Origin of the sequence: Pseudomonas antarctica, from assembly GCF_001647715.1 — a bacterium.
Lineage (GTDB): Bacteria > Pseudomonadota > Gammaproteobacteria > Pseudomonadales > Pseudomonadaceae > Aquipseudomonas > Aquipseudomonas antarctica_A.
This window is the reverse complement of record NZ_CP015600.1, coordinates 2637543-2662927: the sequence shown is the minus strand read 5'-3', so window position 1 is coordinate 2662927 and position 25385 is coordinate 2637543. Positions and strand designations below refer to the sequence as shown.

The 25385-nt window shown below is 64.5% G+C and carries 3 protein-coding genes; all 3 read right to left on the bottom strand.

All coding sequences use genetic code 11. The annotated features are described in order from the left end of the window. Position 1: 1 nt before the first annotated feature. Genes macA through A7J50_RS12195 form a run of 3 tightly spaced genes read right to left on the bottom strand, consistent with a single transcriptional unit; the run spans position 2 to position 25385 of the window. The gene (gene macA / locus A7J50_RS12205; protein ID WP_208604455.1) at positions 2 to 1144 is read right to left on the bottom strand and encodes a macrolide transporter subunit MacA; all 1143 of its coding nucleotides are present in this window, start codon (positions 1142 to 1144) and stop codon (positions 2 to 4) included. Then, positions 1141 to 12477 (bottom strand): non-ribosomal peptide synthetase, encoded by an 11337-nt coding sequence (locus A7J50_RS12200; protein ID WP_064452016.1) that lies wholly within the window; start codon positions 12475 to 12477, stop codon positions 1141 to 1143. Before A7J50_RS12200 ends, macA begins: the two co-directional genes overlap by 4 nt. Beyond that, positions 12474 to 25385, bottom strand: coding sequence for a non-ribosomal peptide synthetase (locus tag A7J50_RS12195; RefSeq protein ID WP_064452015.1), 12912 nt, complete (start codon positions 25383 to 25385; stop codon positions 12474 to 12476). Before A7J50_RS12195 ends, A7J50_RS12200 begins: the two co-directional genes overlap by 4 nt.

Below are 25385 nucleotides of genomic sequence, written 5' to 3'. Positions count from 1 at the left end.
GTCAGCTCCCCGCCACAGCGGGCGTTGCGTCGCCGATCACGACTTTGTCGCCCTCGGCCAGGCCCTCCAGAATCTGCACTTTGACGTTGTTATTGATCCCGGTCTTCACGTTGCGCGACACCGCCTTGCCCTTGGCATCCAACACGCGCAGCGGGTAACTGCCATCGGCGTTGCGCGCACCGAGCGCCGCCACCGGCACCATCAATGCGGACTGGGCGGTGTCGAGCACGATGCGTACCTGCGCAGTCATCGCGATGCGCAGGCGGTGTTCGGGGTTGGGCACGTCGAACAGCGCGTTGTAGAACACCGCGGTGTTTTGCTTGGGTGTGCCAGCCGTCTGGGTTTCGAGGAAGTTCTGCGGCGCCGGCTCAGTGCCGCGCAGCTTGGCGTAATAGCGCTTGTCGGCCTCACCCAGGATAGTGAAATACACCTGCTGGCCGGGGCTGATATGGATCACATCCGCTTCGGACACTTGAGCCTTGACGGTCATGGTGTCCAGGTCCGCCAGCTTGAGCAGCACCGGTGCCAGTTGGCTGGCGATCACGGTCTGGCCTTCCTGGGTGACGATGCCCACCACATCGCCGTCGATGGGCGCGACGATACGGGTGTAGTCCAGGTTGACCTTGGCGGTGTCGATCTGGATATGCGCGCTTTTTATCTGCGCATCCAGGGACAACAGGTTGGCCTGCTGCACCTGGAACGTCGATTCGGCGTCTTCGAAATCCTGGCGCGAGACCGACTCGTCAACCTGCAAGCCTTTATAGCGCTCGTAAACCGACTTGGCCTGTTTGAGTTGAGCGGCCGTGGCACGGCGCTGGGCCTGCAGGTTTTCCTCGTCAACCTGGGCTTTGCGCAGGGTATTCTGCAGGATCAATGGGTCGATTTCGGCAAGCCATTGGCCCTTTTTCACCTTGTCGCCGACTTTGACTTTGAGGGATTTCAATTGGCCGGAAACCTGGGAGCCGACATCCACTTGCTTGACGCCTTCCAGCACCCCCGTGGCCAATACAGCGTTTTCGATGTCACCCCGTTCGGCCGTAGCGGTCAGGTATTGCGGGGCATCGGCGGGTGCTTGCACCGTGTAGACGACCAGACCGGCCGCGATGGCGACTGCCAGGAACACGCCTGTTTTACGAAATTTCACGAAACCACCTCCCCAATCACCACACCTTCCAGCCACCACTGCGCAAGCCCGTGAACATTCGGGGCCTTGAGCAACGTGAAGTGATTCCCGCCGCCATACCAAACCTCCAGGCCACTGCCCTGACGCCGCCAACCGTCGATCATTAACCCCTGCTCCCGTTGATTGCCCGCCGCATCCAGCGCCGGGTCCTGCGCCAATACCAATCGCACAACCCCGTGGTAGCGCTGAGTCGGTCGATACACCGTGCGCAAGGCTGCGGCATACGTGCGTGCGGGCCCCGCCATCGCGTCCACACTGGCACGCGCCGGCAACAAACCAACCGCGACCATCCCGGCGTGAAGCCACTGGCGCTGCGCCACTTCATCGCGCCCGGCAAACGCCACAGGGTCGATGTCCAGGGACTTTCCGGCGGACAACTGCATGGCTTCAATCAACCGCAACAACGCCGCCGTCGACGTATACGGCCGCCCTACCACGCCATTGCCCCCCGGCGACTCACTGTCGATCACCGTCAACGACGCCACCTCTCGGCCCATCGCCTGCAACCGCACGGCCATCTCCAGCGCGACCCAGCCGCCGAACGAATGCCCGACCAGATGCACCGGCCCGCGCGGGCACTCCTGCTCCAGCGCCGTCAGATAACACTGGGCTGCCGCTTCCACCTGGCTATGGGGCACCGCCTCGCCATCCAAGCCTCGTGGCTGCAACCCGAACAGCGGCCAGTCGCGCCCCAGCGCTTCACTCAATCCGACAAACCCGGTGACGCTGTCCCCCGCCCCAGGTACGCAGAACACTGGCGCATACCCCGCCCGCCCGCTCTGAATGCGCAACAGCGGCTGATGCACCCCTTCCTTCACCGCCGAACCTGTCGCCAGCGCCTCGCTCATCGCACGGCCCAACGCCTGAATGTGCGGCGCCTGCATCATGCTCTGGTGGTCCCCTGGCACGTCTATCCGGCGCAATTGCCCAGGTGCCAACGCATCCTCCCAGCCCAGCGAAACACTGCGCCGCGACAACTCGGTGGGCCGCTCCATGGCGCTGAAGAGCTGCACCGGAACCGGCAACGCAAACACGCTGTAATGCGCCAGCGCATGCCCATGCCCCACTTCCCGCTCGATAAAGCTCAAGAGGTCCGCGTCCGTAGCCGCTGCCATTTGCGCGTATAGCAAACCTTCATCGCGACAGCGTTGCAGCAGAGCCGCAAAGTCCAGCTGTCCAATGCCCGCCTCCAACTGTTCAAGGCTCGCCAGCTCATCCACACCTCCCTGTGCTTTCCAATACGCTGTGCACTGCAACAACAAATGCCGCTTCAGGGCATCCGGCCCGCTCCAGCGCGCCTTGCCCTGGTCGGTCATGCGCGGCACGTAACTGTCGATCAAACCGAGGAACTCAACCGCTTCATCCAGCCCCAGCAATTGCATCGCCACTTCATACGCCAGCACGCCGCCGAACGACCAGCCCGCCACACGGTAAGGCCCATGGGGCTGAACGCTGCGTATCAGGCCGACCAGGCGGGCCGCCAGGCCTTCCATGGTGTTCAGGTGCGCCTCACCGAGTGCCAGGCCCGCCAGGCCATAGATCGGATAATCACCGGGCAAGTGTTGGCCCAGTGCCGGGAAGTACACGTCCATGCCGCTGAATTCGTGGATCAGGAACAGCGGCGGCTGCGAGCCGCTGCTGCGCACCGTTATCAATGCACTGTCACGCACCACCGGTTCATCCGTGCGCTGGCGCAGCATTGCGGCCACGCTGGCGACGCTGGCGTGCTGGAACAACTCGGCCAGAGACACCTGCAGGCCGGCTTCATCCATCAGGTTGACCAGTCGAATCGCCAGCAATGAATGCCCGCCCAGTTCAAAGAAACTGTCGTGTCGCCCAACCTGTTCCAGCTTCAAGACACCGGCCCAGAGCTGTGCGAGGGTGTCTTCCAACGCATCGGCAGGCGCTTCAAAATCGCGGTGGGTAAAGGCGTCCAAGGCTGGCAAAGGCAAGGCCTTGCGATCGACCTTGCCATTGGCTGTCAGCGGCAAATGCGCCAGCGGCACATAGGCCGACGGCAGCATGTAGTCCGGCAACTGGCCATGAAGGTGCGCACGCACGTTGTCGATGCCAACAGGCGCGGCCGCCCAGGTGAAATACGCCACCAGGCGCTTGTCACCCGGCACGTCCTCACGCGCCAGCACCACCACGTCCTGGATGCTCGCAAAGCTCGCCAGGCGTGCTTCGATTTCACCCAGTTCGATGCGAAAGCCGCGGATTTTCACTTGGTCGTCATTGCGCCCGATACATTCCAGCAGGCCATCCGCCGTCCAGCGGCCAAGGTCGCCGGTGCGGTACATCAAGGCGCCCGCGTTGAACGGGTCATCGACAAACTTTTCCGCCGTCAGCTCCGGCCGGTTCAAGTACCCCTTGGCCACACCGTCACCACCGATGCAAATTTCACCGGTCACACCCAGCGGCACCGCCTGCAATTGCGCATCCAGCACATGGATTTGCGTGTTGGAAATCGGCCGCCCCACCGGCACACTTTCAGCGTCATCCGCGACAGCGCGCACTTCATAAGTGCAGGCGTAGGTGGTGGTCTCCGTCGGCCCATAGCAATGCACCAGGCGCAAGGCGGGCGCGCGGGCCAGCAGGGTGCGGAACGCCGCCGGGTCGGCACGTTCGCCACCGCACAACAGCACGCGCAAGCCGGCCAGCGCCTCGGGAATCATCTGCACGTACTGGTTGAACAGCGCCGTGGTGACGAAGAGCACCGTCGCCCCGCTCAACGCCCGGCCGAAAGCCGCCGGCTCGAGCAACGTCGCGTGGTCGATCACCTGCACCTGGCCGCCGTTCAGCAGCGGGCCCCACACGTCCATGGTGCTGGCGTCGAACGCCGGGTTGGAGGCAAACGCCACGCGGTCGGCGGCATTGAAGTCGGCGTAGCCGTTGTTAAGCACCAGGCGCGTGATGCCGCGATGGGGCACCAACACCCCCTTCGGCGTACCGGTGGAACCGGAGGTGTACATGATGTACGCCACGCTGTCCGAGGCCTGCGACAGGTCCGGGTTGTGGCTCGGTTGAGGGTCAAGCGCCAGGGTGTCCAGGTCAAGGCGCCGGGCCGGGTACTCGATGGCGGCATCGCTGCGGGTAATGACCCAGGTCGCGCCGCTGTCCTGCACTATAAAGCCCTGGCGTTCGGCGGGCGCGTTGATGTCCAGCGGCACATAGGCAGCGGCGCACTTGAGGATCGCCAGTTGGCTGACCAGCAGGTCCAAAGAGCGCGGTAGCAGGATCGCCACGTTATCGGCAGGACGCACGCCCAGGCTCAATAAGTGATGAGCCAGGCGGTTGGCGCGAGTGTTCAGTTCGCCGTAACCGAGCACTTGCTCGCCGTGCAACGCCGCCAAGGCATCCGGTCGTGCCTGGGCCTGGGCTTCGAACAGGCGCTGCACCGTGTGTTCGCGGGGGAACGCCCGGGCGGTAGCGTTGAAGTCCGCCAGCTGTTGGCGCTCAGCGGCCGGCAGGATTGGCAGGCAGCCGATGGCGATTTCGCGATTGTGCTCCAGCGCCTCCACCACCTGTTCAAGTGCAGTGTGCAGGTAGTCACACAAACGTCGGGCGCCCGGCCCCATGGCTTCAAAGCGGAAGCCATCGCCCAGGTCATCCACGCTCACCGACAGCCCGTAACTGGTATGTTCCTCGGCCTTGAGCAACTGAATGCCCTGCCATGCCGCCGCCACGCCACCGGCTTGCGGCGCGCTGTGACGGTAGTTGAACAGCACGCTGAACAACGGCGTCGCCACCGGCACCTTACTGCAACGTTGGGCCAGCGCCAGCGGCGCATGTTCATGGCTGAGCAGTTGGGTCAGCCGTGCATGGGTTGCACGCAGCGCCGTACGCACTGAGTGTTGGCCCAGGTCGACCCGCAACGGCAAGGTGTTGATAAACACGCCCATGGCCCGTTCGGCGCCTTCGCCCCCTTGCAGGCGACCGAGCATCACCGTGCCAAACACTACCTGTTCGCGGCCGCTGACTTTGCCCAGTACATGGGCCCAGGCCATATGCATCAGGCTGGCGGCGCTGACACCCGATTGGCGCGCCTGGGCACGCAGGCGCTGGCTCAATTGAGGCTCAATTGCCCGCTGAACCTTTTCATCGGCGCCCAGGTTTGCGACCTCGGTTGGCTCGTCGATCTCACCCAGCATCTCGCGAAAGAAGGCCTCGTGATCATCAAGCCCCAAGCGAGTCTGGGCCACATAGTTGCGATACGGCACCGCCGCGCCCAGTTCTTTCTCTTGCCCCAACAGAAACGCCTGCATTTCATGCTGCAGGATTTCCAGCGCAATGTGGTCCATCACCAAGTGATGGAAAAGCAACGTGGCGACCACTCGTTGCGACTCCTGTGTATACACCAGGCGCATCAAGGGGGCTTGGGCCAGGTCCAGGCGCTGCGGCAACGGGCCTGTTTCGACGCTTAACGAGGCCTCACGCCAAACCACCTGCACCGGCTCTTCCAGACCGTCCCAATGGAAGGACGAACGCAGGATGTCATGTCGCTGGATCACCGCCTGCAACGCCCGGGCAAAGGCTTGCAGGCGCAGCGGACTGTCAAAGGCAAACTGCGCCTGCAGCAGATAAGCATCACCGTCGAGCACCGCGCGATGGTGATAAAGAATGCCCGCCTGCAACGGTGCCAGCGGGTAGATGTCCTGCACATTCGCCGCACCGCCGGGGATGCCGGCGACAATGCGCTCGATGGCGGCCTGGTCCAACGCGATCAGCGCGAGCATGTCCGGCGTGATATGGGCGCAATCAGCGGCAATGCGATTGGCCGGCACCGCGACTTCGCGACCGCCACCCAGCGCCGCAGCCAAGGCGGCCAGTGTCGGCTGACCAAACAGCACTTTCACATCCGCCGACAACCCGAGGCGGCGCATCCTGCCCATCAGGCTGACCGCCAGCAATGAGTGCCCGCCCAGTTCAAAGAAGTTGTCGTGACGGCCCACGCGTTCCACATTGAGCAACTCGGCCCACAGGCTGGCCAGGCTGATTTCCGTATCGCCTTGCGGCGCTTCGTACTCGCGCACCACCACCGAATCCAGGCCCGGCGCCGGCAGGGCCTTGCGGTCGAGCTTGCCGTTGGGGCTCAGCGGCAGCCCATCCATGTGCACGAAAATCGCCGGCACCATGAACTCAGGCAAGTGCTGCAGCAGATGGCTGCGCAAATCGTCGATGTCGCTGTGAGTGCCGGTGTAATAGGCGACCAGCCGCTCTTCGCGGGCCACCACGGCGGCTTCGTTGACCTGAGGATGCTCCAGCAGCCGCGCCTGGATTTCGCCCAGTTCAATACGCAAACCACGGATCTTCACCTGGTCATCATTGCGCCCCAGGTACTCGAGAGTGCCGTCGGCCAGGTAGCGGCCGACGTCGCCGGTGCGGTACATCCGGCCGTGGGTAAACGGGTCGTCGAGGAAACGCTCGGCGGTCAGCTCCGGCCGGTTCAGATAGCCCCGCGCCACTTGCACGCCACCAATGAACAACTCGCCCACCACGCCCAACGGCACCGGCTGCAACTGGCTATCGAGCACATACATGCGTGTATTGGCGATGGGTTTGCCGATGGGCGTATTGTCCGGCGTCACCGCGCCTGCGCAGTTCCACGCCGTCACATCCACAGCGGCTTCGGTCGGGCCATACAGGTTATGCAGCGCGCTGCCTGGAAGCTGTTGTTTAAACCGTCGCACCAGGCTGCCCGGCAAGGCTTCACCGCTGCACATCACGCGTACCAGCCCGGCGGCCTGAGTCACATCGCCGTGGGCGAGGAACACATCGAGCATTGAGGGGACGAAATGCAAGGTGGTGATGTGTTCGGCCGCAATCACTTCGCACAGGTAAACCGGGTCTTTATGCCCGCCCGGGCGCGCCATCACCAACCGTGCTCCGGTAAACAGCGGCCAGAAGAACTCCCACACCGACACGTCAAAACTGAAGGGGGTTTTCTGCAGCACCGTGTCCTGCGCCGTGAGCCCATAGGCGTCCTGCATCCACAGCAGGCGGTTGACCACACCCGTATGGTCGTTGATCACGCCTTTGGGCTGGCCGGTGGAGCCGGAGGTGTAAATCACATAGGCGCTCACGCCCTGAACGCCGAGGTTGTCGACCGGTTGATGCTGCCAGGTCGGCTGGTCCAGGTCGACCACCGCGACCTCGCCCAGCAACCCACGCGTAGCGCCTTGGGCCAGGACCACTGCCGGTGCGCTGTCCTGCAACATGTAGGTAATGCGTTCGTGTGGATAGGCCGGGTCCAGCGGCACATACGCCGCGCCAGCCTTGAGAATCGCATACAAGCCGATGACCATCTCCAGGCCCCGCTCGACGCAGATCGCCACGCGCGAATCCGGCTGCACGCCCAGCGCCCGCAGGTGATGGGCCAACTGATTGGCCTGCGCGTTCAGCTCGGCATAGGTCAGGTGCTGCTGGCCCGCCTTGATCGCCATCGCGTCCGGCGTGCGCGCCACCTGCGCTTCGAACATCCCGTGCAAGGTCTGCTCAAGGTTGTAACTGACGGCGGTGGCGTTGAAATCGAACAGTAAATGCTGCCGCTCACGTTCACCCACCAGCGGCACATGCTCCAGCACCGCCTGGTCGTTATCGACCATGGCCTGCAGCACGCGGGTGAAGTAGCCGACATAACGCTGCACGGTCGATTCATCAAACAGTGCCACCGCATACTCCAGCGCACCGAGAATGCTGCCCTGCACTTCGCCGAGGTTCAGCGACAGGTCGAACTTGGCAAAGTGGCTGTTCTCGACGATACCTTCCAGGGCCAGATCACCCAGCGCGAGGATCGGCGCGCTGCTGTCCTGCCAGGTCAGCAGCGTCTGGAACACCGGGCTATGGGCCAGGCTGCGCACCGGCCGGGTGATTTCCACCACCTGTTCGAACGGCAAGTCCTGATGGGCCTGGGCTTGCAGCGTGAGCGCCTTGACCCGCGCCAGCAACGCCTCGGTGCTCAACTCGCCCGACGTGTCGATGCGCACCGCCAGGGTGTTGACGAACAGGCCGATCAACCCTTCGATTTCGCTGCGGTTGCGGTTGGCAACCGGCGAGCCGATCACCAGATCGTATTGCCCGGACAGCCGCGCCAACAGCGAGGCCCAGGCGGTCATCAAGGTCATGTACAGCGTGGTGCCGTGGCGTTGGCTCAAGGCCTTGAGCCCGGCGGTGAGGCGTTCATCCAGGCGCACTTCGACGCTGCTGCCGGCATAGTCCTGCTGCGCCGGGCGTGGGCGGTCGGTGGGCAGCGTGAGCAAGGCCGGCGCACCGGCCAGGGCTTGCTGCCAATAACTGCTTTGGCGCTGCAGCACTTCACCACTGAGCCACAAGCGCTGCCACACGGCAAAGTCGCCGTACTGAATCGGCAACGGCGGCAACGGGTCGGGCCGGCCGTGACTGAAGGCTTGATACAGCGCCATCAGTTCGCGGGTCAGCACGCCCATCGACCAGCCATCGGAGACGATATGGTGCAAGGTCAGCAACAGCACATGGTGCTCGTCCGCCATCACCACCAGTCGCCCGCGCAGCAACGGGCCGCGCTCCAGGTCAAACGGCGCCGAGGCCTCGCCGCGGATCAACGCATCCAGCGCCTGTTGGGGTTGCGGGTGACGGCGCAGGTCCTGCACTTGCAAGGGCAGCACGTCTTCGGCGGGCACGATCAGCACATGGGCGTCGTCGCCGTGCTGGGCAAAACGACTGCGCAGGGTTTCGTGGCGCGCGACGATACGCGCCAGCGCCCGTTGCAAGGCCTCGACATGCAACTGCCCACGCAAACGCAAGCCGATAGGAATGTTGTAGGCCGTGTTGGCACCTTCCATCAGCGCCAGAAACCACAGGCGCTGCTGGGCGAAGGACAGCGGCACAGCTTCATCACGGTTGGCCGGGAGGATGTCCGGCAACGTGCTGCGACCCGAGCGGGCCAGCACCTCGGCGACCGCCGCCAGTTCGGCATTGGCAAACAAGTCGCCGAGGTTCAGCTCAACCCCCAGGCGCTGGCGCACTTGCGACACCATGCGCATCGCCAGCAGCGAGTGCCCGCCCAGCTCAAAAAAGTGATCGCGGCGCCCGACACGCGCTACGTGCAGCACATCTGCCCAGATCTGGGCGAGCACGCTTTCGATCTCGCCCTCGGGCGACTCGTATTCGCGGGTAAACACGGCCGCCCTATCGGGCGCCGGCAGGGCTTTGCGGTCGAGTTTGCCGTTGGCGGTCAGGGGCAGCGCGTCAAGCTTCACATAGGCAACCGGCACCATGTAGTCCGGCAGGTGCGCCACCAGATGGGCGCGGATATCATCGATGGCCAGCGGGTCGAGCTGAGCATTTTCAGTGAAGTAAGCCACCAGTCGATCCTCACGGACCAGCACCACGGCCTCCTGAATCCCGGGCAATTGGTTGAGCTGGGTTTCGATCTCGCCCAACTCGATGCGCACGCCACGGATTTTCACCTGATCATCATTGCGCCCCAGGTACTCAATAGTGCCGTCCGGCAACCAGCGCGCCAGGTCGCCGGTACGGTACATGCGGCCCGCATTGAACGGGTCTTGCAGGAAACGTTCGGCCGTCAGTTCCGGGCGATTCAAATAACCGCGCGCCACGCCCTTGCCGCCCACATACAGCTCACCGGCTACCCCCAACGGCACCGGCCGTTGTTGTTCGTCCAGCAGGTACACCGTGGCATTCGCGACAGGTTTGCCGATATGCAACGGCTGGCCAACCTCGACCTTGCCGGAAGTGGCAACCACCGTGGCCTCGGTGGGCCCGTAGTTGTTGATCAACTCGAAACGCTGGGCACGCGCGAACTGGCGCAGGCGATCGCCGCCAATCAGCAAGGTGCGCAGCGTGGGGTGTTCAATCTGTTGGCTGAACGCGTACTCGGCCACCGGCGTGGGCAGGAAGCACACGTCCAGCGGCTGCGCGCACCACCAGGCCAGCAAGGCGTCGATGTCTTGCGCCCCGTCATTGGCGGGCGGCAGGTGCAAGGTCGCGCCGACACACAGCGCCGGCCACACTTCCCAGGCCATCGCATCAAAGCCGAAACCGGCGACGCTGGCAGTGTGGCGCCCGGCACACAGGTCAAAGGCACGGCAGTGCCAGTCCACCAGATTGGCCACCGCGTGGTGTTCGACCATCACGCCTTTGGGCAGGCCGGTGGAGCCGGAGGTATAGATCACATAGGCGAGGTTCGACGGGGTCGCGGCGGCCTTGGGGTTGCCGGCCGAATGGTGCTGCCAGGTGAAGCGGTCCAGGTTGATCACCGGCACTTCAAGGGCGGGCAGGCGTTCCAGCAGTGCGTGCTGGGTCAGCACCGCCACCGGGGCGCTGTCGGTCAACAGGTAGTTCAAACGCTCGGCCGGGTGTGACGGGTCGACCGGCACATAGCAGGCTCCGGCCTTGAGGATCGCCAGCAACCCGGCCAGGGTGTCCAGGCCACGACGGGCGACGATGGCCACGCGATCGTCCGGTTTGACGCCCAGCGCCAGCAGGTGATGGGCCAGCAGGTTGGCTTGCTGATTCAGCTCGGCGTAAGTCAGTTGGCGGCCCTGGTGCACCGCTGCGATGGCCTCGGGCGTGCGGGCGGCCTGGGCTTCGATACGCCCGTGCAATGTGGTGCCCTGCGGGAAGTGGGCCTGAGTGGCGTTGAACTGCTCCAGCAGTTGTTGTTGCTCGGCGGCAGGCACCACCGACACGAGGTTAAGCGTCGTATGCGGCGCTTGCTCCAGCGCGGTCACCAGGTTTTCCAGGGCGGTTTGCAGGTAGGCGCAGACGCGCTGCGGGTCGACCAAGGTGCTGGCGAGCAGGCTCAAGCCGAAGCCGTCGCCGAGGTCATCCACACTCAACGTCAGCGGGTAGTTGGTGCGTTCTTCGGCGCTGAGCGCGACGATCCCTTGCCAGGCCGATACCGCCGCGTTACCGGCCGCCGGCGCACTGTGACGGTAATTGAGCAGGGCACTGAACAGCGGCGTCGGCGCCACCACCCCGCTGCAACGCTGGGCCAGCGCCAACGCGGCGTGCTCATGGCGCAGCAAGGTGGTCAGCCGTGCGTGGGTGGCCTTGACCCCGGTGCGCACGTCCTGGCCATCCACGTCCACGCGAAACGGCAGTGTGTTGATGAAAATCCCCAGCGCCCGATCGGTGTCATGGCTGCCTTGCATGCGGCCCATCAGGACGGTGCCGAATACCACCTGTTCTTTGCCGGCCAGTACCCCCAACACCTGAGCCCAGCCCATGTGGAACAGGCTGGCGGCACTCACCCCGAGTTGCCGGGCTTGCGCGCGCAAGCGCTGCCCCAACGCCGGCGCCAATGGCAGGCTGACTTCGGCAATGCCCCGGGCATCGCCCTGCACATCCTGTAAACCAAACGGTAAGGTCGGCTCGCTGATATCGCCGAGCATCTGGCGGAAGAAACCTTCGTGTTCCTGCTCGCTGATGCCCAGTCGCGCCTGGGCCACATAGTTGCGAAACGGCACGGCCTGGCCCAGCGCTGCGCCCTGCCCCAGCAAGCACGCCTGCAGTTCGTGGCACACCACTTCGAGGGCGCTGTGGTCGAGGGCCATATGGTGGAACAGCAAGGTGGCAACGATGCGCTGATTCAGCGGGTCTTCGGCACGAACCAGGCGCAGCAGCGGCGCCTGCGTGACGTCGAGTCGGTAGTGGCGGGCGTCGAACAGCGCGTGCAGTTGCGCGGCGATGTCGCCATCGGCAGGGTTCAGTTGAAGGGCCTGCACCGGCAGGCGCGCCTGGCGCCACACCACTTGCGAGGGTTCCTGCAAGCCGTCCCAGACCACGCCGGTACGCAGGATGTCGTGGCGGTCCATGACGGTTTGCAGGGCCTGGGCAAATGCCTCGAAGCGCGCCAGGTTGTCGAACGCAAACTGCGATTGCATCACATACGGGTCACCCTGTTCGGCGCTGACGTGGTGGAACAGAATGCCTTCCTGCAAGGGCGCGAGCGGGTAGATATCCTGGATATTCGCCACGCCACCCTCGACGGTCGAGACGATACGGTCGATCTCGTCCTGGCTCAGCGTCGACAAGGTCAGCATGGCGGGTGTGATGCGCTCGGCACCCGCCGGGATAGCATTGGCCGGCACTTCGACTTCACCGGCCTTGCTCGCCGAATACTCCCCGGCCTGGATCAACGCGATCAGCGCGGGTTTGTGTTCACGCAACGCGGCAAGGATCGCCGGGTCGCTCAGCGCTTGTTTATTGCCTTGCACCGACAACTGCTCGCCCTTGAGCGCCAGTTGGATGTCCTTGGTTTTCAGCGTCGCCAACAGCTCAAGAATACTCACAGGACGATCTCCATTCGTTCGGTTATGGCGGCGTAGCCGGCAAGGGTCGGCTGTTCAAACAACGCCCGCACATCGGCTTCCATGCCTTCCTGGCGCAGGCGTCCGATCAAGCTCACGGCGAGCAGCGAATGCCCGCCCAGTTCAAAGAAGTTGTCATGGCGCCCTACCCGCTCCACCTTGAGCAGTTCCGCCCACAGCTGCGCGAGGAGTATCTCGGTGTCACCTTGCGGCGCCGCGTACTCACGCACGATCAGCGCCTCCATGCCAGGCGCGGGCAAGGCCTTGCGGTCGAGCTTGCCGTTGGGGCTCAGGGGCAACGCGTCAAGGTGCACGAACAGCGCGGGCACCATAAAGTCCGGCAACTGAAGCAACAGGTGGGCGCGCAGGTGTTCGATGTCGGCCGGCACACCGGTGTAGTAAGCCACCAGGCGATCTTCGCGGGCCACCACCGCAGCTTCCTTGACCTGCGGATGCTCCAGCAGCCGCGCCTGGATTTCGCCCAGTTCGATGCGCAAACCGCGGATCTTCACCTGGTCATCGTTGCGGCCCAGGTACTCGATATTGCCGTCGGGCAAGTAGCGGCCGACGTCACCGGTGCGGTACATACGGCCGCCCGTGAAGGGGTCTTTGAGGAAGCGTTCGGCGGTCAGCTCAGGCCGATTCAAGTAGCCGCGCGCCACTTGCACGCCACCGATAAACAGCTCGCCGACCACCCCCAACGGCACCGGTTGCAACTGTGCATCCAGCAGGTACATGCGCGTGTTGGCAATCGGCTTGCCGATGGGCGTGTTGTCCGGCACGTCGGGGCGTGCACAGTTCCAGGCCGTCACATCAACGGCCGCTTCGGTCGGGCCATACAGGTTGTACAGGCCGATCCCCGGCAGTTGTTGCTTGAAGCGCCGCACCAGGCTGCCCGGCAAGGCTTCACCGCTGCACATCACGCGCACCAGCCCGGCGGCCTGGCTCACATCGCCGTGGGCCAGGAACACATCGAGCATCGACGGCACAAAGTGCAGCGTGGTGATGTGCTCCGCTGCGATCACTTCGCACAGGTACGCCGGTTCCTTGTGGCCACCCGGACGCGCCATCACCAGGCGTGCGCCGGTAAACAGCGGCCAGAAGAACTCCCACACCGACACGTCGAAACTGAAGGGGGTTTTCTGCAGCACTGCGTCATGGGCTTTGAGGCCGTACGCGTCCTGCATCCACAGCAGGCGGTTGACCACGCCAGCATGCTCGTTGATCACGCCCTTGGGTTGGCCGGTGGAACCGGAGGTATAGATCACGTAGGCCTGATGCTGGGCGGTGAGGCCCGGCACGTGGGGGTTGGCAGCGGACTGGTGTTGCCAGGTGTCCTGGTCCAGGTCGAGTACCGGCACGTCGCCGAGCAACTCAACGGTTGCGCCCTGCGCCAGCACCACCACGGGCGCGCTGTCTTGCAGCATGTAGGCAATACGCTCCGCTGGGTACGCCGGGTCGAGTGGTACATAACCGCCACCGGCCTTGAGGATGGCAAACAGGCCGATGACCATGTCCAGGCTCCGCTCGACGCAGATACCCACGCGCGAATCCGGCTGCACGCCCCGCTCGCGCAGGTGATGGGCGAGGCGGTTGGCACGTGCGTTGAGCGCCTGATAGGTCAGGTGCAGGTCACCGGTTTTGACCGCGATGGCGTCCGGCGTGCGCTCGACCTGGGCTTCGAACAGGCCGTGCAGGGTCTGCTCGAGGTTGTAGTTCACCTCCGTTGAGTTGAATTCGACCAGCAGTTTTTGCCGCTCGTCATGGCCTAGAATCGGCAAGCGATTGAGCGGCTGATGCGGCGCCTGCTCCAGGGCTTCGACCAGCCCGGCCAAGGCTATTTGCATATAGCCACACACCCGTTGCGCGTCGATTTGCGCCAGGGCGGTGACCTCGTAGCCATCGCCCAGGTCATCCACGTTCAAGGTCAGCGGGTAGTTGGTGCGCCCGTCGTTGACCAGGGTTTGCATGCCTTCCCAGGCCTGTTGCGCGTCTGCCGATTGAGTCGCGGCGCCGCGATGGCGGTAGTTGAGCATCGAGCTGAACAGCGGCGCCGGTGCCGCCACCCCGCTGCAACGCTGCGCCAGCGCCAGCGATGCATGCTCATGCCCCAGCAACGCGGTGAGTCGGGCGTGGGTCGCACGCACCGCAACGCGGGCACCTTGCGCGTCGATTTCCAGGCGCAGCGGCAAGGTATTGATAAAGACCCCCAGCGCCCGGTCAGCGCCCTCGCCGCCTTGCATGCGGCCAACCAACACCGTGCCGAATACCACGCTGTGACGCCCTGACGTAACCGCCAGCACTTGGCCCCAGGCCAGATGGAACAGGCTCGCCGTGCTCACGCCGAGCAAACGGGCCTGGGCGCGCAGGCGGCGGTTGAGGTCGCTGTCCAGGCGCAGGCAGTGTTCTTCGATTTCGCTGCCGTCGCCGCGCACATCCTGCAAGCCGAACGGCAAGGTGGGTTCGTCCACATCACCGAGCATCTCGCGAAAGAAGCGTTCGTGTTCCTGTTCGCTGACGCCCAAACGCGCCTGGGCCACATAATTGCGGTACGGCATCGGCGCCGCCGTGGGGGCCGGGTGACCGAGCAGATAGCCCTGCATTTCGCGCAGCACCACGTCGAATGCGGTGTGGTCGAGGGCGATATGGTGATAGAGCAGCACCACCACGACACGCGCGTTGGCCGGGTCATCGGCATACATCAGGCGGATCAGTGGCGCCTGGCTGATATCCAGGCGGTAGCGCCGCGCATCGAAACGCTCGTGCAGACCGGCCAGTACATCGCCTTGCAAGTGCAGCGCCTGCACGCTCAGCTCGGCCTTGCGCCACACCACTTGCAGCGGTTGCGCCAAGCCCTCCCACACCACACCGGTGCGCAGGATGTCATGACGGTCGATGACCTTTTGCAGCGCCTGGGCAAAGGCATTCAGGCGCTCCACACTGTCGAAAGCCAGGTGCGATTGCAGCAGGTACGGGTCGCCCTGCTCGGCGGTGATGTAGTGATAAAGAATGCCTTCCTGCAACGGCGCCAGCGGGTAGATGTCTTGCACATTGGCGGCGCCACCGGGGACGCAGGCGACCACCTGATCAATCGTCGATTGGTCGAGTGTCACCAGCGCGAGCATGTCCGGGGTGATGCGTTGGCAGTCGGCGGCGATGCGGTTGGCCGGTACCTGCACTTCGCGACCACTGCCCACGGCGGCGGCCAGGGCAGCGAGCGTTGGCTGGCTGAACAGCACGCGCACATCAGCGCTGAGGCCGACCTGGCGCATGCGCTCGATCAGGCTGACGGCCAGCAGCGAATGGCCACCCAGTTCGAAGAAGTGGTCGTGACGGCCGACTTGCTCGACCTGCAACACCTCGGCCCAGATACGCGCGAGGGTGGTTTCCACCTCACCTTGAGGTGCCTCATAGTCGCGGCTCAGCAACGCCGCTTGATCGGGTTGCGGCAGAGCCTTGCGGTCCAGTTTGCCGTTGGCGGTCAGGGGCAGCGCGTCGAGCTTGACGTAGGCTGCCGGCACCAGCGCGTCGGGGAGCTGATCGCGCAGGTGCGCGCGCAGAGTGTTAATCGCCAGCGGGTATTGTTCGGTGAACCAGGCGATCAGACGGCCCTCGCGCACCAACACCACGGCTTCGCCAATGCCGTCCAGTGCAGCCAGGCGGCTTTCGATTTCGCCCAGTTCGACACGCACGCCGCGCACTTTGACCTGGTCATCATTACGGCCCAGGTACTCGATATTGCCATCGGGCAACCAGCGCGCCAGGTCGCCGGTGCGGTACATGCGCCCTGGGTTGAACGGGTCTTGCAGGAAGCGTTCGGCGGTCAAGTCCGGGCGGTTCAAATAACCCCGCGCCACGCCGCTGCCGCCCACATACAACTCGCCGGCCACGCCCACCGGCACCAGGCGCCGTTGTGCATCGAGCAAGTACGCGCTGGCATTGGCGACCGGCCGGCCGATATGCAGCGCCTGCCCGGCGCGCACACGCCCAGAGGTGGCGACCACCGTGGCTTCGGTCGGCCCGTAGTTGTTGATCACGGCAAAGCGCCGCTCTTGAGTGAACTGGCGCAGGCGGTCGCCGCCGATCAGCAGAATGCGCAGGGTTGGGTGTAGCAGGTTCTGGCTGAACGCGTATTCGGCCACCGGCGTCGGCAGGAAGCTCACGTCCAGCGGCTGCGCCAGCCACCAGGCGAGCAATTCGTCGATGTTTTCATTCCCGACATTGGCCGGCGGCAAGTGCAGCGTTGCACCTGAACACAGCGCGGGCCAGACCTCCCAGGCCATGGCATCGAACCCTGCACCGGCGACGCTGCTGGTGTGGCTGCGCGCATCCAGGCCGAAGGCTTCGCAGTGCCAGTGCACCAGGTTTTCCACGGTGCGGTGTTCGACCATCACGCCTTTGGGTTGGCCGGTGGAGCCCGAGGTGTAGATCACGTAGGCCAAATGGGCCGCAGTCAGGCCGGCGAGCTGAGGATTGCTCACGGCAAGGTGTTGCCGACTGTCGTCAAACAGGTCCAGGCTGGCGACTGCGCCTAACAAATCGCGGGTGCTGGCTTCGGCCAGCACCGCCACCGGCGCACTGTCCTGCAACAGGTAAGCGATACGCTCGGCGGGATACGCCGGGTCGATGGGCACATAACCGGCGCCGGCTTTAAGAATGCCCAGCAGCCCGACCAACATCTGCGGGCCACGACGGCAGCAGATCGCTACCCGATCATCCGGCTGTACGCCCAGCGCCAGCAGGTGATGGGCCAACTGGTTGGCGCGTTGGTTGAGCTGCTGATAGGTCAGGGATTCGCCGTCTTGCTGCACGGCAATCGCGTGGGGCTGGCGTTCGACCTGGGCTTCGAAGGCACCCTGCACGGTCTGACCCGTAGGGAAATCGGCGGCGGTGGCGTTGAACTCACGCAGCAGGGTGTCGCGTTCTGCCGGCCGCAGCATCTGCAACTGATTCAGTGCGGTGTTCGGTGCCTGCTCCAGTGCCGTGACCAACTGCTCCACGGCGCTATGCATGTAACCACACAGGCGCTGGGCGCCGATCTGCGGCAACGCCAGTACGGTCAAGCCAAAGCCTGCACCGAGGTCATCGACGCTGAGGGTCAGCGGGTAGTTGCTGCGCTCTTCTCCGCCCAGCAGTTGCACGCCTTCCCAAATACCGTGGCCGCCGCGGGCCATTTCGTCGGGGGTGCTATGCCGGTAGTTGAGCAAGGCGCTGAACAGCGGGACGGCGGCCGGGACGCCGCTGCAACGCTGAGCCAGCGCCAGGGACGCATGTTCGTGCCCCAGCAAAGCGCTCAAGCGTGAATGGGTTGCCTTGAGCGCACTCGCGGCGCCGCCCGCCACATCAACACGCAGCGGCAAGGTGTTGATAAACATACCCAACGCGCGGTCCGCGCCATCGCCGGCCTGCAGGCGGCCCATCAATACGGTGCCGAACACCACGTCGTCGCGCCCCGACACCCACCCCAACACTTGAGCCCAGGCAAGGTGCATCAGGCTGGCCGCACTGACGCCCGACACACGCGCCTGCTCACGCACCCGCAACGCCAACCCCGCGTCCAGGGGCTGCTCGGCCTCTTCGATATCACGGCCGTCACCCTGCACATCCTGCACGCCAAACGGCAGGGTCGGCTCATCGACATCGGCGAGCATGTCGCGGAAGAACTGCTCATGCTCGGCCACGCTGACCCCCAGGCGCGCCTGGGCTACGTAATTGCGGAACGGCGCCGCCACCGGCAAGGCATCCGCCTGATTGAACAGAAACGCACGCATCTCCTGGCCAACCACTTCCATGGCGGTATGGTCGAGCGCCAGGTGGTGGAACAACAGGATGGCGGCGACCCGATTATTCGCCGGGTCGTGGGCGTAGACCATGCGCAGCAGCGGCGCCTGGGTGATGTCCAGACGGTAATGACGGGCGTCAAAGCGCGCATGCAATTGTTCAATGATGCCGCCGTCGGCCGGGTCCAGGGCGACTTCCTGAACCGTCAACTGTGCTTCGCGCCAGACCACTTGCACCGGGCTGTCCAGGCCTTCCCAGACCACGCCGGTGCGCAGGATGTCGTGACGCGCCACGACCTGTTGCAGCGCGCCCATAAAGCCGTGCAGGCGCTCAAGGCTGTCAAACGCCATGCGCGATTGCAGCAGGTACGGGTCGCCCTGCTCGGCGCTGATGTGGTGATACAGAATGCCTTCCTGCAACGGCGCCAGCGGGTAGATATCCTGCACATTGGCCGCGCCGCCAGGAACAGTGGCGACGATACGCTCGATAGCGCTTTGGTCAATGTCCAGCAGCGTCAACATCACCGGGGTGATACGCGTGCAGCCCGATGGAATGCCATTGGCCGGCACCACGATCTCGCGCCCGCTGCCAACCGCCGCCGCCAAGGCCGCGAGGCTGGGTTGGCTGAACAGCACGCGCACATCGGCACTCAGGCCGACCTGGCGCATGCGTTCGATCAGGCTGACCGCGAGCAACGAATGCCCACCCAGTTCGAAGAAATGATCATGGCGCCCGACGCGCTCCAGCTTGAGCACGTCCTGCCAGATCTGCGCCAGCAGGGTTTCCAGCGCACCTTCCGGCGCCTCATAGCCACGGCTGAGCAACGCACTCTGACCCGGCACTGGCAGGCCCTTGCGGTCGAGTTTGCCGTTGGCGGTCAGCGGCAACAGTTCCAGCCAGACATAGGCTGACGGCACCATGTAGTCCGGCAACCGGCCTTGCACGTGGGCGCGCAGCGCTTCGATTTCCAACGGTGCCTGGGCGGTGTAGTAGGCCACCAGGCGTTTATCGCCAGGCTCGTCTTCGCGGGCCATTACCACCGCATCCTTGACGCCAGGGATGGCGGCCAGGCAGCTCTCGATTTCACCGGGTTCGATACGGAAACCGCGGATCTTCACTTGCAGGTCATTGCGCCCCTGGTACAGCAAGTTACCGTCGGCCTGCCAGCAGGCCAGGTCGCCGGTGCGGTAAAGCTGGCCTTCACCGAAGGGGTTCGGAATGAATTTTTCGGCGGTCAGTTGCGGCTGGTTCAAGTACCCCTTGGCCACGCCCGCACCGCCGATATACAGCTCGCCGACCACGCCCAGCGGCAGCGGTTGCTGGCGCGCATCCAGCACGTAGGCCTGAGCATTCGCAATCGGCCGTCCAATCGGGACGCCGCCCGCGCCCGCCGCACTGATCTCAAACGTGGTGGAGAACGTGGTGGCTTCGGTCGGCCCATAGCCGTTCAACAGGTGTTGGGGTTTGCCGTGTTTGAGCACACGGCCGATCACCAGCGGGTCAAGCACATCGCCGCCGACAATCAAGTAACGCAACTGACGGAACACCGGCAGCAACGCATCAGCGTATTGATGGAACAGGCCCGCGGTCATCCACAGCACGCTGACCGCTTGTTCCTGCAACAGCGAGGCAAACGCCGCTTGGGACAACAGCACCGCATGCTCGACCACCACCACGCAACCGCCATTGAGCAACGGCGCCCACACGTCGAGGGTGCTGGCGTCGAAGGCCGGGTTGGAAGCGAAGGCCACACGGTCGCGCTCGTTGAAATCGGCGTAGCCGTTGTTGAGCACCAGGCGCGAGACCGCGCAGTGTGGCACTTGCACGCCTTTCGGTGCGCCGGTGGAGCCGGAGGTGTACATGATGTACGCCACGCTGTGCGACGACTGGACCAGGTCGGGATTGCGCGGTGACAGCGCATCCAGGTTCAGGTCGGCCAGGGCATTCAGCACGTGGCGCGCACCGCTGTCCTGCACCATGAAGGCCTGGCGCTCGACCGGGGCGTTGACATCCAGCGGCACATACACCGCCGCGCACTTGAGGACCGCCAGTTGGCAGACCAGCAAATCCAGGGAGCGTGGCAGCGCAATCGCGACACTTTCGCCCGGTTGCACGCCCTGGTTGATCAGGTGATGGGCCAGTCGATTGGCCCGGCGGTTGAGGTCGCGATAACTCAAGGACAACGCACCATGCACCGCCGCCACGGCTTCGGGACGGGCCAGCGCCTGGGCTTCGAACAGTTGGTGCACGGTGAGCTGCGACGGGTATTCGCGGGCGGTGGCATTGAAACCCACCAGCACTTGGTGGCGTTCGGCTGCGGGTAAAATCGACACCGCCTGCAATGGCGTGGTCGGCGCTTGTTGCAGCGCGGTCACCAGGTGGGCCAACGCGGTGAGCATATAGTCGCCCACGCGCTGCACATCCAGTGTGGCCACGCCTTGTACGGTGAGCGCAAACCCTGTGCCGAGGTCATCGACGTTCAGCACCAGCGGGTAATTGCTGCGTTCTTCGGAACTGAGAATTTCGATACCGGAGGTGGCGAACGGGCTCTCTCCCGGCGCGTCCCCGGCCGCGCTGTGGCGGTAGTTGAGCAGCGTGCTGAACAACGGCAATGAACCCGGCACGCCACTGCAACGCTGGGCCAGTGACAGCGAGGCGTGCTCATGCCCCAGCAACTGCGCCAGGCGTGCGTGGGTGGCGCGTACGCCGGCTTGTACACTGGTCGCGCCGAGGCTGACCCGCAGCGGCAAGGTGTTGATGAACATTCCCAGCGCACGGTCGGCGCCCTCGCCGCCTTGCATACGGCCGAGCAGCACGGTGCCGAACACCACGTCTTGCTGGCCGGAAACTTGCGCCAACACCTGGGCCCAGGCCAGGTGCACCAGGCTGGCGGTGCTGACGCCCAGTTGCCGCGCCTGTTCGCGCAGGCCTTGGCTGAGGGCCGGGTCCAGCGGCAGGTGAGCGTTGACGATACCGCTGCCGTCGCCATTGACATCCTGCAAACCGAAGGCCAGCGTCGGCTCGTCGATATCGCCGAGCATGTCGCTGAAGAAGGCTTCATGTTGCGCCTGCGTAGTACCCAGTCGCGCCTGGGCCACGTAGTTACGGTACTGCACCGCGTCCGGCAGTTGCGCGCTGCGACCGGCCAGGCTTGCGCTCATTTCTTCCACCAGCACGTGCAAGGCGGTGTGATCGATCAGGATATGGTGCAGCAGCAGAATGCCGACGAAGCCATCCTGCTGCTGGGCGTAACCAAAATGCATCAGCGAGGCGCGGGACAGGTCGAGGCGATAGTGGCGTGGGTCGAAGCGTTGTTGCAGCTGCGCCAGGGCATCAACACCCTGTACGTCGATGCGCTCAACCGCCAGCGGCGCCTGGCGCAAGACCACTTGTACCGGTTCATCCAGGCCTTCCCAGAGAATGCCGGTGCGCAGGATGTCGTTGCGTTCTATGACGCTGTGCAACGCACGGACAAACGCATCCAGCGCTGTTTGGTCGGCAAAGCTGAATTGCACCTGCAACACGTAGGGGTCGCCCTCGGTGGTTGCCAGGTGGTGATAAAGAATACCGGCCTGCAACGGCGCCAGGCCGTAGATGTCCTGCACGTTGGCGATGCCACCGGGCACGGTGCGCAGGATATGGTCGATAGCGGCCTGGTCCAGCGCCACTAACGGCAACATGTCAGGGGTGATGTGTGCGCTCGTTGGCGCGATCAGATTGACCGGCACCTGTACGTCCCGCTGCCCGCCCACCGCGCCCGCCAGTGCAGACAGCGTGGGTTGACCGAACAGCACGCGCACATCAGCGCTCAAGTCCATCTGGCGCATGCGCTCGATCAACTTGACCGCCAGCAGCGAGTGGCCGCCGAGTTCAAAGAAGTTGTCGTCGCGGCCCACCTTGTCGAGCTTCAACAGCTCCTGCCAGATACCGGCGATGGCGGTTTCAATCGCACCTTGCGGGGCGGCATAGTCACGCCGCGCCAATGCATCGGCATCCGGTGCGGGCAAGGCCTTGCGGTCGAGCTTGCCGTTGGTGGTCAGCGGGAACTTATCCAGCAGCACGAAGGCGCTGGGCACCATGTATTCGGCCAGGCTCAGCAGCAGGTGGTCGCGCAGTTCGGCGGCGCTGACTTCGTGCTCGGCAATCACATAGGCTACCAGGCGTTTGTTACCCGGCTCGTCCTCACGGGCGATCACCACAGCGTCACGCACGCCGTTGGCGGTGGCCAGGCGTGCTTCGATTTCACCCAGTTCGATACGGAAACCGCGGATCTTTACCTGGTCATCGTTACGGCCCAGGTAGTCGACGCTGCCATCGGCCAACAGGCGGCCGAGGTCGCCGGTCTTGTACATGCGCAGGCCGGTGGCCGGGTCGGCCAGGAAGCGCTCGGCGTTAAGCGCATCACGGTTGAGGTAACCGCGCGCCACACCAGCGCCGCCGACGTACAACTCGCCGACCACGCCAAACGGCAGCGGCTCGCGATGCTCGTCCAGCACGTAGAGCTGCAGGTCGGGAATACGCACGCCAATCGGGCTCACGCCGACCAACTGCGCATCCGCCGCCTCCAGCGCGCGATAAGTGACGTGCACGGTGGTTTCAGTGATGCCGTACATGTTGACCAGTTGCGTTCCGGCGTTGATTGAGCGGCTGTACCACGGCTTGAGCATGCCGGGTTCCAGCGCTTCGCCGCCGAAAATCACCTGGCGACAGGAATGCGACTGAAGGCTGTTGCCCTGCGCGGCGATCAGTTGCCGGAAGGCGCTGGGCGTCTGGTTGAGGATGCTCACGCCCGCTTCGCAGAGCAGCGTGTAGCACTCATCCGGCGAGCGGCTGACCAGTTGCGGCACGATCAGCAACTGGCCGCCGTGCATCAGCGCGCCCCAGATTTCCCACACGGAGAAGTCGAACGCGAAGGAATGGAACAGCGCCCACACATCGTTAGGGTTGAAACCGAACCACTGCTCGGTGGCCGTGAACAACCGCGCCACCTGGCGGTGCTCGATCATCACGCCTTTGGGCAAACCGGTGGAACCTGAGGTGTAGATCACATAGGCCAGGTTGGCCGGGCTGAGGTTGACCCGCGGGTTGACGATGGACTCACCGCGCACGCTGTCGAGGTCAATCGACAGCCGGTCGCCGACCAAATGGCGAGTGTTGGCTTGCACCAGCACCGCCAAGGGTTCGCTGTCAGCCAGGGTGTAGGCGATGCGCTCCAGCGGGTAAGCCGGGTCGATCGGGACATAACCGGCGCCCGCCTTGAGGATGCCCAGCAGGCCGATGATCATTTCCGGGCCGCGCTCCACGCAGATCGCCACACGGCCATCCGGGCGAATGCCTTGGGCCAGCAGGCGGTGGGCGACCTGGTTGGCGCGTTCATTGAGTTGGCGGTAGGTGAGGCGCAGGTGTTCGAAGCGCAAGGCAATAGCGTCGGGCTGGGCGGCGGCGTGGGTTTCGACCTGGTGGTGGATCAGCGCGGTGTCGGTGTAGTGCGCGGGGCTTTGGTTGAGGCTGTGCAGCAGGTGGTGACGCTCGGCATCGGGCAGGATATTCAGGCCGCTCAGCAGTTGATCCGGTCGCTGCTCCAGGGCATCGGCCAGGCTTTCCAGCGCGGTATGCAGGTAACCGGCAACGCGTTGCGCACCGATGGACGCATCCACCATTACCGTTAACGCAACGTCTTCACCCAGGTCATCCACGTTGACCGTCAGCGGGTAGTTGGTGCGCTCTTCGGCGCCCAGCACCTGAATGCCTTCGGCAACCTCGATCACCGCGGCCATATCGGTGGCGGCGCTGTGGCGGTAGTTGAGCATTGCGCTGAACAGCGGCGTCGGAGCCGCCACACCACTGCAACGCTGGGCCAGTGCCAGGGAGGCATGTTCGTGATTGAGCAAGGCGGTGAGGCGCGCATGGGTGGCCTTGACCTCGGCACGCACAGCGTGCGCGCCCACATCCACGCGCAGTGGCAAGGTGTTGATGAACATGCCCAAGGCCCGCTCACCGCCCTCGCCAGCGCCCATGCGGCCGAGCATCACCGTGCCGAACACCACCGACTCGCTACCTGAGACCACACCCAATACGCGCGCCAGGGCCACGTGCATCATGCTAGCCACGCTCACGCCAAGCGGTCGCGCCAAGGTGCGCAGGCGACGGCTCACGGCGCTGTCGACGAGAAGGCGCGCCTCATCAATACCCTGCCCGTCGCCCCGCACATCCTGCAGCCCGAACGGCAAGGTCGGCGCATCGATATCCGCCAGCATCTCGCGGAAGAACGCCTCATGCGCCTGCTCGCTGACGCCGTGGCGCACTTGGGCGATGTAGCTGCGAAACGCCACCGGCTCGGCGGCGTGGGCTTGCTGACCGGCCAGGTACAACTGGATTTCATGGCGCACCACGTCGAGCGCAGTGTGGTCGAGGATGGTGTGGTGAAACAGCAGCATCGCCACCACACGCTGGTTGGCCGGGTCGTCGGCAAACACCAGGCGCAGCAACGGCGCCTGGCCCAGGTCCATGCGGTAAGTGCGTGCATCGTAGCGCGCCAGCAACTGGGCCAAAGCATCACCGCCGTTCATGTGCGCTTCTTCGCAGGCCAGGGTTGCCTTGCGCCACACCACTTGCAGCGGCTCGTCGAGGCGCTCCCAGGCCATCGACGTGCGCAGGATATCGTGGCGGTCAATGACCCATTGCAGCGCTTGCGCAAACGCATCCAAACGCGCGCGGTTGTCGAATACAAACTGCGCGTGCAGCACGTAGGGATCGCCCTGCTCCGCCGAGAGATGGTGGTAAAGCATGCCCTCCTGGAGCGGCGCCAAGGGGTAGATGTCCTGCACATTCGCCGCACCGCCGGGGATGGCGGCGACGATACGGTCGATGGCCGGTTGGTCGAGGCTGACCAGGGGCAGCATGTCCGGGGTAATGCGGTAGGCCGGGCTCAGCCAGTCACCGCCATGCTCGGCCACCCACTCAAGCAGGCGGGGTTTGTGGGCAATCAGTTGGTCCCACAGCGCGTCATCCAGCGCTTCGTCGTCGCCCAGGATGATCAGGTCGCCCTCTTCCAGTTGCAGACGGATCGCATGGGTGGAAATCGCTGCCAATAATTCGCTGAACTGCAT

Bases quoted from the DNA above. Each gene is read 5' to 3' on its own strand.
- A7J50_RS12195 (WP_064452015.1), bottom strand. From the start codon at position 25,385: ATGCAGTTCAGCGAATTATTGGCAGCGATTTCCACCCATGCGATCCGT.